At 71.6% G+C, this 11,929-nt stretch carries 9 protein-coding genes; 4 read left to right on the plus strand and 5 right to left on the minus strand.

Annotated features, from left to right (window positions below; all coding sequences use genetic code 11):
- Positions 1 to 14: 14 nt before the first annotated feature.
- The 3 genes from J0I43_RS06565 to J0I43_RS06575 are packed head-to-tail and all read right to left on the minus strand — an operon-like array spanning position 15 to position 4,173.
- Positions 15 to 1,397: an aminotransferase class V-fold PLP-dependent enzyme gene (locus tag J0I43_RS06565; protein WP_292860879.1), complete on the minus strand. Its 1,383-nt coding sequence runs from the start codon at positions 1,395 to 1,397 to the stop codon at positions 15 to 17.
- On the minus strand, positions 1,394 to 3,130 hold the full coding sequence (locus J0I43_RS06570; RefSeq protein ID WP_292860881.1) for an amidase: 1,737 nt from the start codon (positions 3,128 to 3,130) through the stop codon (positions 1,394 to 1,396). Before J0I43_RS06570 ends, J0I43_RS06565 begins: the two co-directional genes overlap by 4 nt.
- Positions 3,127 to 4,173 (minus strand): agmatine/peptidylarginine deiminase, encoded by a 1,047-nt coding sequence (locus tag J0I43_RS06575; protein ID WP_292860884.1) that lies wholly within the window; start codon positions 4,171 to 4,173, stop codon positions 3,127 to 3,129. Before J0I43_RS06575 ends, J0I43_RS06570 begins: the two co-directional genes overlap by 4 nt.
- An 88-nt stretch (positions 4,174 to 4,261) precedes the next feature.
- Between J0I43_RS06575 and J0I43_RS06580 the strand changes: the two genes are divergently transcribed.
- Positions 4,262 to 4,888, plus strand: coding sequence for a TetR family transcriptional regulator C-terminal domain-containing protein (locus J0I43_RS06580; protein ID WP_292860887.1), 627 nt, complete (start codon positions 4,262 to 4,264; stop codon positions 4,886 to 4,888).
- A gap of 9 nt (positions 4,889 to 4,897) precedes the next feature.
- Here J0I43_RS06580 and J0I43_RS06585 read toward each other — a convergent pair whose 3' ends face one another.
- Together J0I43_RS06585 and J0I43_RS06590 are read right to left on the minus strand one after the other, a co-directional pair.
- Entirely contained in the window at positions 4,898 to 6,247 is a 1,350-nt protein-coding gene (locus tag J0I43_RS06585) for an NAD(P)/FAD-dependent oxidoreductase (protein ID WP_292860890.1), read from the minus strand.
- 41 nt (positions 6,248 to 6,288) lie between these two features.
- The gene (locus J0I43_RS06590; RefSeq protein WP_292860893.1) at positions 6,289 to 7,527 is read right to left on the minus strand and encodes an alpha/beta fold hydrolase; all 1,239 of its coding nucleotides are present in this window, start codon (positions 7,525 to 7,527) and stop codon (positions 6,289 to 6,291) included.
- 157 nt (positions 7,528 to 7,684) lie between these two features.
- On the opposite strand from J0I43_RS06590, the gene adhE reads away from it, so the two are divergent.
- From adhE to J0I43_RS06605, 3 genes are all read left to right on the plus strand, one after another.
- A complete protein-coding gene (adhE, locus tag J0I43_RS06595; RefSeq protein WP_292860896.1) occupies positions 7,685 to 10,396 on the plus strand; it encodes a bifunctional acetaldehyde-CoA/alcohol dehydrogenase in 2,712 nt (903 codons plus the stop codon).
- A 128-nt stretch (positions 10,397 to 10,524) separates the two neighbouring features.
- Positions 10,525 to 11,442, plus strand: a complete 918-nt coding sequence (locus tag J0I43_RS06600) for a hypothetical protein (RefSeq protein ID WP_292860899.1) — start codon at positions 10,525 to 10,527, stop codon at positions 11,440 to 11,442.
- Between the two features lie 38 nt (positions 11,443 to 11,480).
- Positions 11,481 to 11,777, plus strand: a complete 297-nt coding sequence (locus J0I43_RS06605) for a DUF1905 domain-containing protein (RefSeq protein WP_292860902.1) — start codon at positions 11,481 to 11,483, stop codon at positions 11,775 to 11,777.
- Positions 11,778 to 11,929: the final 152 nt, after the last annotated feature.

Raw genomic sequence — 11,929 nt, forward strand, 5'->3', positions numbered from 1 at the left:
ACGATCCGCGCGTCTCAGCGCATGGTCCCGAGGATCCCGACGAGATCGTCGTAGGTCGTGCGCGGGTTGAGGATCGCGAAGCGGGCGTTCGTGCGGCCGGCGTGGCTCGAGGGCGTCACGAACGCGTGCTGCTCGTCGAGCAGCCGCGCCGACCACCGGTCGTAGTCGGCCTTGTGCCACCCGACGCGCTCGAACACGACGACGCCGAGCTGCGGGCGCCGCACGAGCGCGAACTCGTCGCGGCGCTCGATCTCGTCCGCGATGCGCTCGGCCAGCTCGACGGCGCCCGCGATGGCGTCGCGGTAGACGGCGGCCCCGTACGTCGCGAGCGAGAACCACAGAGGCAGCCCACGCGGGCGGCGCGTGAGGTGCGCCGCGAAGTCCGACGGGCTCCAGTCGCTCGTCTCGGTGAGCGTGTCGAGGTACTCGGCATGCTGCGTGTGCGCGCGGCGGCCGAGGTCGGGGTCGCGGTAGATCAGGGCGCACGCGTCGAACGGGGCGAACAGCCACTTGTGCGGGTCGACGACGAGCGAGTCGGCGCGTTCGACGCCCGCGAAGCGGTGCCGCGATGCGGGCGACAGCATCGCGGCCAGGCCGTAGGCGCCGTCGACGTGCAGCCATGCACCGGTGCCCGCCACGGCGTCGGCGATGCTCGCGATGTCGTCGACGATGCCGAAGTTGGTCGAGCCGGCGGTCGCGACCACGGCGAACACGCTGTCACCGTGCTCGTCGAGGGCTGCCCGCACCGCATCGCCGCGGAGGGTGCCGTCCTCCCCGACCGGCACGCCGACGACCTCCACGTCCATGACCCGTGCCGCCGACGCGATCGACGAGTGCGCTTCGACGCTGCACACGACCCGCCAGCGGTCGGGCCGGCTCGTGCCCGCGGCATCCAGCCGGTCTCGTGCCGCCTCGCGGGCCGCGACGAGCGCGGAGAGGTTCCCGAGGGTCCCGCCCTGCACGAACACCCCGCCGGCGCCGGCCGGCAGCCCGAACTCGGCAGCGAGCCAGCGCAGCACCTCGTTCTCGGCGTGCACGGCGCCCGCGCCCTCGAGCCAGGATCCGCCGTACAGCGCGCTCGCCGAGACGACGAGGTCGAACGCAGCCGCGGCCTTCGTCGGCGCGCTCGGGATGAACGAGAGGTAGCGGGGGTCGTCGGTCGTGATGCAGGCGGGCGCGAGGACGTGCTCGAAGATGCCGAGCGCCTTGGTGGCGCCGATGCCGTGCTCGTCGATCGTGCGCCCCGCGAGGCGGCTGAGCTCGGCCGGTGGCAGCGGCTTGTCGAGCGGCGTGTCCTCGGACAGCAGCCGCGCGCGCGAATAGCTGAGGACCAGGTCCACGATCGCGCGGGTCTCGTCGGTGACCTCGTGCATACTCGTCTCGTTCGGGCCGGTCATCGTGCACTCTCCTCGGTCGTGGTCTCGGCGTTCGCGTCGATCAGTGCCGGCGTTCGCGGCGGGGCCTCGCGGCGCGGGGAGAGCGCCTCGAACGCGGCGCCGAGGGCGAGGAGCGCCGGGTCGTCGTAGGCGCGCCCCGCGAACGTGAGGCCCACGGGCATCCCGATGTCGGCCATCGTCCCGAGCGGCACCGTCACGGTCGGGATGCCGAGGTGGCGGATCGCGAGGTTGCCGTTCGCGACCCACACCCCGTTGCGCCACCCGCGCTCTGCCGATCCTTCGTCGACATCCATGTCCGCCTCGCCGACGTCGGCGACCGCGGGGAAGACGACGGCGTCGAGCCCCATGTCGTCCATCCACGTCTCGAGGTCGATGCGGCGGGTCTCCTCGAGGCCGCGGAGCCCCTCGGGGAGCTCGGGCATCGACCGCCACGGATCGGCATCGGGGTGCGTGCGCACCCACTCGGGGTAGTCGGCGATGTCGTCCTCGAAGCCGGTGTATCGGTCGGGCAGCGCGCCCTCGGGCTGCGGGAAGATGCGCGCGCCGTCGACGCCGGTGAGCGTGCGGAACGCGGGGTCTCCGTTCGCGGCGAGGAAGTCCTCCCAGGCCCACGCCGACAGGTCGACGATCTCGCGCCGCAGGTACTCCGGTGAGACGAGACCGCGGGTCGCGATCGTGGGTGCGTCCGGCCGGTCGCCCTCATAGCGGGAGACGACCGGGAAGTCGGCCTCGATGACCTCCGCTCCGGCCGCCTCGAGCTCGGCGCGCGCCCGCTCCCACAGCGCGACGATGCTCGCCCGTGTACGGATGCGTCGCCCGGTCGGGCCGCCGATCCCGACGCCGTCCGGGGCATCGTCGGCGTTGACGTACATGCGGGGGATGCCGAGGCGCGTGCCGCGCACGCTCGCGCCGCCCGCCAGCGCCGGGTACGACGCGGGCCGGTCGAGGGCGGCATCCGGAAGCGCGATCCAGGGCTGCGCGCGCCAGAAGTCGCCGCGAGTCTCGGGGTCCGCCGCGACCACGACGTCGAGGACTTCCAGGAGGTCCGCCATGGTCCGCGTGTGCGGTACGACGACGTCCATCGTGGGCACGAGGGGCCAGTTTCCGCGCGTCGAGATCACCCCGCGCGAGGGGGTGTAGGCGCAGAGCGCGTTGTTCGAGGCCGGGCCCCGACCGCTCGACCACGTCTCCTCGCCGAGGCCGAAGGCCGCGAAGCTCGCCGCGGTGGCCGTGCCCGATCCGTTGGACGAGCCCGACCCGAACGGGGCCGTGAGGTGGTCCGCGCTGTACGGGCTCTCGGCGCGGCCGTAGACGCCGCGCTGCATGCCGCCGTTGGCCATCGGCGGCATGTTCGTGAGGCCCAGGCAGATCGCCCCGCCGGCACGCAGGCGCTCGATCGTGAACGCGTCGCGCTGCGCGACGAGGTCGGCGAACGCGGGGGAGCCCGCCGCCGCCGTGAGCCCGCGGACGAGGTAGGAGTCCTTCGCCGTGTACGGGATGCCGTCGAGCGGGCCGAGCACGCGACCGGCGGCGCGGCGCTCGTCGGAGGCGGCAGCCTCGGCGAGCGCGTCGGGATTGCGCACGACGACGGCGTTGAGGGCGGTCGCCGTGCCGGGGCCGTCGTACGCGTCGATGCGCGCGAGATATGCCCGCACGAGGTCGGCGGCGGTCGCGCGGCCGGTCTCCAGTGCGTCGCGGAGGTCGGCGATCGTCGCCTCGACGACGTCGATCACCGTGCACCTCCCGCGGGGGCGAGACGGGGCTGCTGCTGCGTGATGCAGTGGATGCCGCCGCCGCGCGCGAAGATCGGGCGCGCGTCGACTGTCACGACCTCGCGCCCAGGGTATGCGCCGGCGAGGATATCGGCGGCCTCGGCATCCGCCGCCGGCTCGCCGAAGCCGCACGCGATGACGGCGTCGTTCGTGACGAGGTGGTTGACGTAGCTCCAGTCGACGAAGCCGTCGTCGTCGCGGAGCGTCGCCGGAGCGGGCAGGTCGATGACCTCGAGGCGCCGGCCGGCGGCATCCGTCTGCGTGGCGAGCAGTGCGCGGAGCTCCCGCGTGACCGCATGGTCGGGGTGGCCGGGGTCGCGCTGATCGTGCAGCAGCAGGCGCCCGGGCGCAGCGAGGGTCGCGACGATGTCGACGTGTCCGCTCGTGCCGAACTCGTCGTAGTCGCGGGTGAGGCCGCGCGGCAGCCAGATCGCCGTCGTCGCGCCGAGCGTGCGGGCCATCTCGGCTTCGACGCGGGCGCGGTCGGCGAAGGGGTTCCGGCGCGGATCGAGCTGCACGGTCTCGGTGAGGAGCACAGTGCCCTCGCCGTCGACGTGGATGCCACCGCCTTCGTTCACGAGGAGCGACGGCACGATCTCGGCTCCGACGGCATCGGCGATGAGCCGCGCGTGCGCGGCGGAGCGCTGCCACTGCGCCCACTCGGGCGCGCCCCAGCCGTTGAAGATCCAGTCGACGGCGCCGAGGCGACCCGTCTCGTCGTCGATGACGAAGGTGGGGCCGTGGTCGCGCATCCAGTACTCGTCGACCGGCGCCTCGACGATCTCGATCTCACCGGGGAGCATCCGCGTCGCTCGGGCGGTCTCGCTCGGGTCGACGAGCATCGTCACCGGGGTGTGCGCGGCGACGGCGGCGGCGACGGCCGTCCAGGCCGCGTAGCCCTCCTCGCGCAGCGCGTCGGTGTCGCCGAGGGTCGCGCCTTCGACGGGGAACGCCATCCAGATGCGCTCGTGGGGAGTGGTCTCGGCGGGCATGCGCCAGGTCATGGGGATCTCCTGTGCCGCTGTGGCGGGTCGTCCGGAATCTGCGGTACCGTATTGATCAAGCGATCAACAACTGGGAGCGTAGCGAGCCATGAGCGAGACGTCAACTGCCCGCCGTGTGCGGAAGACCCCCGACCAGAGGCGGTCGGAACTCGCCGCGGCGGCGCGCGAGATCGCGCTCGAGCAGGGGTTGGATGCCGTGACCCTCCGCGCTGTCGCGAGCCGCGTGGGCGTCGCGCCCGGGCTCGTCGCGCACTACACCGACGGCATGGAGACGCTCGTCGCCGACGCCTTCGGCGCCCTCGTGAGCGCGGAGCTCGCTGAGGTCGCCGCCCTGATCGCCGCCGTCGACGATGCGGCGGGGCGCATCGACCTCCTGCTGGACACGCTCCTCGACGGCTCGCGCACCGACGTCACGCTCGTCTGGGTGCAGGCGTGGGGCCTCGGCGCCCGCGCCGAGACTCTTGCCGCGCGGGTGCGGGCCGAGATGGACGACTGGCAGCGGATGCTCGCCGCCGAGGTCGAACGCGGGATGGATGCCGGGGTGTTCGCGCGCGGCGACGCCGACGCGATCGCGTGGCACCTGCTCGCGATCATCGACGGGCTCAATGCGCACTCGCTCGTCCGGTGGGACGGCCAGCCCGACCGCCGCGGGCTCGTGCGGCGCGCCGTTGCGGGGCTACTGGGCATCGCGCCCGAACGGCTGCGCGTTCGGTAGCCGCGTGCGCTAACCCTGCCAGGCGCGTTCGATCGGCACCGCGTGGCCGAGGACGTTCTCCGCGGCACGGTGGCCCGAGCACAGGGCGGCGGTGACGGTCGCGGGGTCGTCCGTCCAGGTGGCCTCGCCGGCGAGATGCAGCACACCGCCGATCGGCGTCGCGAGCGCGTCGTGATCGGACGTGTCCGACCCGAGTGTCATGTAGGCGTAGGAACCGTGCCCGGCGAACGGGTCGTTCTGCCAGTCGGTGCGGACGACGGCGACCGGTTCGGGGATGTCGTCGCCGTACAGGCGGCGCAGCTGCACCATGACGGAGGCTGTGACCTCGGCATCCGACCACTCCCGGGTCTCCTGCGCGGCGGGCCCCGCGGCGAAGGTCAGGAGCGTCGGTGTGCCGCCGAGACCGCTGAGGTCGTACCAGGAGTGCCACTGGCGGCCCTCGGCGCCCTGCTGTCGCACCGCGTAGACGCCCTCGTCCCAGAAGCGCTCGTCGAAGCGCAGGAACACCTTCTCGAACGCGTTCATCCGCAGTCGCGACAGCGGCCCGGCGACGTCGGGCGGCAGCGGCGGCGAGATCTCAAACCCGCTCGACTGCAGCACACCGACCGGCACGGTGACGACGGCGGCATCCGCCGTCAGGGTACCGTCGGGAGTCGTCACCGACACGCCGCCTCCCCAGGACACGCGCGAGACGACGGCGCCCAGCCGCACGTCGAGCCCCGCTCCGCTCCCGTCGGCGAGTCCCGTCGCGAGAGCGTCGTAGCCCTCGGGGAACACGACCTCGTCCCCGTCGACCTGGTCGTCATCGAGACCGTGCGCGGCGAGTTCCTCGATCCACGCGCCGTACTGCTCTTCACTCCGGTGCTCGAGGTATTCGCGCACGCGCTGGGCGCGCTCGCCGTCCCAGGCCTGAGCCCGGGCGACCTCGGCGAGTGCGACCTCGGTGACGTCGCGGTAGGACGCGTCGCGGGCGGATGCCGCGATCGCGTGCCGCAGTGCGGCATCCACCGCGTGGATGTCGGCGACGTAGCGCGCCGCCTCCGCGTCGGTCAGGCGGATGCCGGCGGGGGAGAAGTGCGCGATCGGGCGGCTGTCGGGCTGGTAGCCGCCCACCGTGAACTCGACCATCGGCATGCCGAACGCGGTCGCCGCGGCGTGCACCGGACTGTCGGTGATGCCGTGGATCCACGAGGCACCGCGGTCGGTCACGTGCCCGTCCGAGCGGTCGCTCCAGACACGCCCCCCGATGCGGCCCCGCGCTTCGAGCACGACGACCCGCTGTCCAGCGCTCTGCAGGAGCCGGGCGGCGGTGAGCCCCGCGATCCCCGCGCCCACGACGATCGTGTCGACATCGGTCATGTGATCCTCCAGTTGTCGGAAGCTCTCGGAAGTGGTCACCGTCAGACGCGGTGCGCGTCGAGGAAGGCGAGGAGGGCGGGCAGCGCCGCGTAGGCGATCGTGCCGTGGTCGGCCCCGCGGATCTCATGGAACTCGACATCCATCCCGTGGGCGCGCTCCGTCGCGACGAACTGCGCGGTCGCCGAGGGGACGACGAGGGCGTCGTCGAGGCCCTGCGCGACGAACAGTGGTGCCGCGAAGGCCGACGCGCCCGCGGAGTTCTCCGCGAGGAGGCTCCGCCACGGCTCGACGCTCGCCGGGTCGGCGGTCACGAAGTGCCCGAGCAGCGGATCTCCGATCTCGTGCAGACGGGAGATGTTCGAGAGCAGGCACAGCTCGTTCATCTCCGGCAGTAGCTTCTGCGCCTGGGCGGTCAGGATTCCGCTCAGCTCCGCGCCGCGATCGGCGTAGACGCCCGCATACGCCGCGAAGGTGTACGACCCGATCGTGATGCCGGAGATGTCGCTGATGTGGTCGCTCAGGAGCGTCGTCAGGTCGGCGGCGGGCGCCGCGACCGCGACGGCCTCGATCTGCAGCTCGGGTGCGTACTGCGGTGCGCGCTCGGCAGCGAACAGCACGGCCTGGCCGCCTTGCGAGTGCCCCCACAGCACGACGCGATCCGACGCGTGCGCGGCCGCCAGATGCTGCGCGGCGCGCACCGCATCGAGGACGGCGTTCCCGCCCGTCGTGCCGACGAGGTAGGAGTCGGGGCTCGCGGGTCCGTCGGTGCCCATCCCGACGTAGTCGGTCGCGGCGATCGTGTAGCCGCGGGCGAGCAGGAGGCGCATCCCTTCGATGAGCGCGTACGGGTCGAAGCCGCGCGACGGGGCGCAATCGGCCGCCGTGCCGGTCGTCGGATGCCCCCACGACAGCACCGTTCGTCCCCCGGCGGGCGCGGGGCCGAGCGGGCTGACGACGATTCCCGTGGACACGACGGCGTCGCCGTGCACATCGGTCGTGCGGTACATGACGCGCCATGCACGGGCGTCGAAGGGCACGCCGACGAGTTCTTCGCTGCGGATGATCGTGCCGGGCTCCCCGGCGACGGCATCGGCGGGCACGGTGTAGAAGGCGGCGAGGCCGGCCCGTTCGACGGCGTCGCCCACGAGCCGGGCTTCGCCGACCGCGACGAAGCCCGCCGCGACGGTCAGCGCGGCGGCGAGCACGCCCATCCAGACACGCCGTCGATGTGCGCGGCGACGCTGCCGTCGGGCGGTCTCGTCGGGGGCGGCGGTGCGCATGCCGGGAGCCTATCGCGGCGGCATCCTCCCTGCCCTCATTGCGGATGTTGTGTGGTCAGACCACATGTGTCATACTGAGACCAAGACAGGCCCGAGACGGCTCGGACCCGGAAAGCGATGACGCGGACGCCGTGTCCGCGCCGGGTAGGAGAACCCCATGTCCACCTCGATCGATGCTCTGGTCGAAGGCGCACAAGAAGCGCTCGCAGAGTACGCGTCATTCACCCAGGAGCAGGTCGACCACATCGTCCGCAAGGCGTCGGTCGCCGCCCTCCACCACCACGGCGACCTCGCCACGATGGCCGTCGAAGAGACCGGCCGCGGCCTCTTCGAGGACAAGGCCGTGAAGAACATGTTCGCGTGCGAACACGTGACGCACTCGATCATCAAGCAGAAGACGGTCGGGGTCATCTCGTACGACGAGATCACCGGCATCACCGAGATCGCCGATCCCGTGGGCGTCATCTGCGGGCTCACACCGGTGACCAACCCGACCTCGACCGCGATCTTCAAGTCGCTCATCGCACTGAAGACCCGCAACCCCATCGTCTTCGGATTCCACCCGTCCGCGCAGAAGTGCTCCGTCGCCGCGGCGAAGATCGTGCGTGATGCGGCGGTCGCCGCGGGCGCTCCCGCGAACTGCATCCAGTGGATCGAGGAGCCCTCGATGGAGGCATCCGGCGCCCTCATGAACCACCCGGGCGTCGCGCTCATCCTCGCGACCGGCGGCAACGCGATGGTGCGCGCGGCCTACTCCTGCGGCAAGCCCGCTCTCGGGGTCGGCGCGGGTAACGTGCCCGCCTTCATCGAGCGCACCGCCAATGTGGGGCGCGCCGTCAACGACATCGTCCTGTCGAAGTCGTTCGACATGGGCATGGTGTGCGCGAGTGAGCAGGCCGTCATCCTCGACGAGCCGATCGCCGCCGAGGCGCTCAGCGAGTTCGCCCGCCTGCACGCGTACACCGTCACGCCCGACGAGAAGCGCATGCTCGAGGAGTTCATCTTCGGTGTCAGCGCGAACAGCGAGAACTGCGCCGGCGCGAAGCTCAACCCCGCCGTCGTGGGCCAGAGCCCCCAGTGGATCGCCGAGCACGCGGGCTTCACCGTGCCGGAGGACACGTCGATCATCCTCGCCGATGTCACCGGCGTCGGCCCGCACGAGCCGCTGACGCGCGAGAAGCTCGCCCCGGTCCTCGCGGTCCTGCGCGCCGCGACTCCCGCCGAGGGCATCGACCTCGCGCGCCAGATGGTCGACTTCGACGGCCTCGGCCACTCCGGTGCCATCCACTCGAACGATCAGCAGGTCATCGCCGATTTCGCGGAGGCCGTCAAGGCCGTCCGGATCATCGAGAACAGCCCCTCGGCGCTCGGTGGCATCGGCGACATCTACAACGCCTTCATGCCGAGCCTCACACTCGGCTGCGGCTCCTACGGGCACAACTCGGTCTCCAACAACGTCTCGGCGGTGAACCTCTTGAACGTGAAGCGTGTCGGTCGGCGGAACAACAATCTGCAGTGGTTCAAGATCCCGGCGAAGACCTACTTCGAGCCGAACGCGATCAAGTACCTCGTCGACATGAAGGGGATCGAGCGCGTCACGATCGTCACCGACGGCGGCATGACCCGCATGGGCTTCGTCGACAAGGTGATCGACGTGCTGAACCGCCGTCCCGGTCGCGTGCACCTGCAGATCATCGACACCGTCCAGCCCGAGCCGAAGCTCTCGAGCGTCAAGGCCGGCGCCGAGCAGATGCGCCAGTTCCAGCCCGACACGATCATCGCGCTCGGCGGCGGATCGCCGATGGATGCCGCGAAGGTCATGTGGCTGCTGTACGAGCACCCGGAGGTGGAGTTCTCGGACATGCGCGAGAAGTTCTTCGACGTGCGCAAGCGCGCGTTCAAGTTCCCGGAGCTCGGCGCGCTCGCGAAGCTCGTGTGCATCCCGACCACGTCGGGCACCGGCTCCGAGATGACCCCGTTCGCCGTGATCACCGACGACGAGACGGGCATGAAGTACCCGCTGGCCGACTACGCGCTGACCCCGTCGGTCGCGATCATCGACCCCGTCCTGACCGCCGCACTGCCCAAGTTCCTCGTCGCCGACGCCGGCTTCGATGCGCTGACGCACGCCACCGAGGCATTCGTCTCGGTGTACGCCAACGACTACACGGACGGGCTCGCCCTGCACGCGATCAAGCTGGTGTTCGAGAACATCGAGCGGAGCGCTAACGCGCAGCCGAACTCGACGGATGCCGCCGACATCAAGGCCCGCGAGAAGATGCACAACGCGGCATCCATCTCGGGCATGGCGTTCGGCAACGCGTTCCTCGGGATCGTGCACGCGATGGCGCACGTCACCGGCGCGACCTATCACCTGGTGCACGGACGCACGAACGCGATCTACCTGCCGCACGTGATCCGCTACAACGGCCAGGTGCCGACCAAGCTCACGAGCTGGCCGAAGTACGAGCGCTACGTGGCTCCCGAGCGGTTCCAGGAGATCGCGAAGCACCTGGGCCTGCCGGCGTCGACTCCCGAAGAGGGCGTCGAGAGCTACGCCCGCGCGGTCGAGGAGCTGCGTGACAGGGTCGGCATCGAGCGCTCGTTCCGCGAGCAGGGCGTCGACGAGACCGCGTTCATCGCGGGCCTGCACGACCTCGCGATGGCCGCGTACGGCGACCAGTGCGCCCCGGCCAACCCGCGCATGCCGATGATCGCCGACATGGAGACCCTCATGGAGGCGGCGTACTACGGCACATCGTTCGACGAGGTGCGCGCGGCCCGCAGGGGCGCGCATGCCGAGAGCGACGTCGTCACCGGCACGGTGAAGACCGCCAAGGCCGCGCGCCGCGCGAAGACCACCGCCTGAGCCCGACGGTTCGGCGGAGGTACCCGAAGGGGGCCGGGGGAGCATACCCGGCCCCCTTCGCCGCGACCCGGTCGGGTGCGACCCCGCACCGACTTGTCGGCTCGGCCCCGATCGCCGACCATGGAACCGTGCCCGCCCGCACCCGCCATCCCCGAGCGCCGTGGATCATCACGGCGCTCGCCGTCGTGGGCGGGGCGGCCCTTTCCGTCGGCGCAGCGGTGGCACCGGCGCACGAGGCGGAGCCGAGCGGCGGCCGGCGCGGCGTGAGCGATGTCGCGGCATCCGCCCCGTCGACTGCGGCGAACCCCGCCCCGCTCGCCGTGAGCGACACGGGCCCGGCGGCGAACGCGGTGGCGTACGACGTCGCAGCGCTCCCGCAGATCGACGTCTGGACCGTGAACCCGGCGCTCCCCGTCGACGACGATCCGTTCGGACCGCTCACCGGCGAGCTCGCCCGGCCGCTCACGATCGCGCCGGTCTTCGCCGACCCCACGGGCGCGCCGATTGGGTATCTTCCGCGGGACGCCGCGTACGGCGGTACCGTCGTCCCGGTCGTCGTGCACGACACGCACTGGGTGAAGGTCCTGCTCTCGGGCCGTCAGGGACGGCCGCCGGAGGGCAGCGCCGCTCAGGCGGCCGGCTGGCTGCGAGCCGCAGACGTGGAGTTCTCCCTCGCGACGTCGTACGTCGAGGTGCATCTCGCCGCGCACACGATCGACATCGTCAGCGCGAACGGGTACGAGCGTGTCGCGAACGACTTCGCGTGGGGGAAGGACAGCACGCCGACGCCCATCGGACGCACCTTCATCATGCTGACGCGCGTCGTGCCCGAGTTCGCCTACACGCAGGGGCATCCCCTCGTCTACCTCGGTGTGCAGTCGCCGACGCTCGCCGGATTCGACGGGGGAGAGGTGGCGGTGACCGCCTTTCACTATTATCACGAGAGGTCGGGGCCGAACTCCTTCGGCTGCATCTACCTCGACGGCGCGGCGACCGACCGGCTCGCCCAGCTGCCCGCCGGAACCCCCGTGCTGATCAGCCCGTAGCGGCGCGGTCCCGGGCCGAGCGACGCTAGGTTGTCCCTGTGCGCGTCGAGTTCGAGGGGACGGTGTTCCGCTGGGAAGCGCGTGTCGAGGACTGGTTCTTCGTCGCGCTGCCGGGCGACCTGAGCGCGCAGATCGGGGAGATCCCGCGAATGCGGCGTGATTTCGGCGCCGTCAGAGTGCAAGCTCGGATCGGCGGCTCGTCGTGGACGACGTCGATCTTCCCTGACTCCGCCGCCGGCGCGTACATCCTGCCGCTCAAACGCGCCGTGCGGGATGCCGAGGGTCTTGCGCTCGATAGAACCGTCTCGGTGCGGCTCGAGATCGCCGACGGCTGATCTGCGGTCGTCGGGCCTGCGGTCGTCGGGCCTGTGGTCGTCGGGCTGTGTCGTCGCGCCTGTGGGTGCCCGGCCTGCGAACCGCGTGCCTGTGGACAGTTCCGGCGCGGGATGCCGCAGCGCACTACCGTGGGGTCGCCGCGACCCGCCTC

This window comes from Microbacterium sp. (assembly GCF_017305435.1).
GTDB lineage: Bacteria > Actinomycetota > Actinomycetes > Actinomycetales > Microbacteriaceae > Microbacterium.

What these genes read in the sequence shown, in the direction of transcription:
- adhE (WP_292860896.1), top strand. Translation starts at nt 7,685, where the DNA reads ATGTCCACCTCGATCGATGCTCTGGTCGAAGGCGCACAAGAAGCGCTC.
- J0I43_RS06585 (WP_292860890.1), bottom strand. Translation starts at nt 6,247, where the DNA reads ATGACCGATGTCGACACGATCGTCGTGGGCGCGGGGATCGCGGGGCTC.
- J0I43_RS06565 (WP_292860879.1), bottom strand. Translation starts at nt 1,397, where the DNA reads ATGACCGGCCCGAACGAGACGAGTATGCACGAGGTCACCGACGAGACC.
- J0I43_RS06590 (WP_292860893.1), bottom strand. Translation starts at nt 7,527, where the DNA reads ATGCGCACCGCCGCCCCCGACGAGACCGCCCGACGGCAGCGTCGCCGC.
- J0I43_RS06580 (WP_292860887.1), top strand. Translation starts at nt 4,262, where the DNA reads ATGAGCGAGACGTCAACTGCCCGCCGTGTGCGGAAGACCCCCGACCAG.
- J0I43_RS06575 (WP_292860884.1), bottom strand. Translation starts at nt 4,173, where the DNA reads ATGACCTGGCGCATGCCCGCCGAGACCACTCCCCACGAGCGCATCTGG.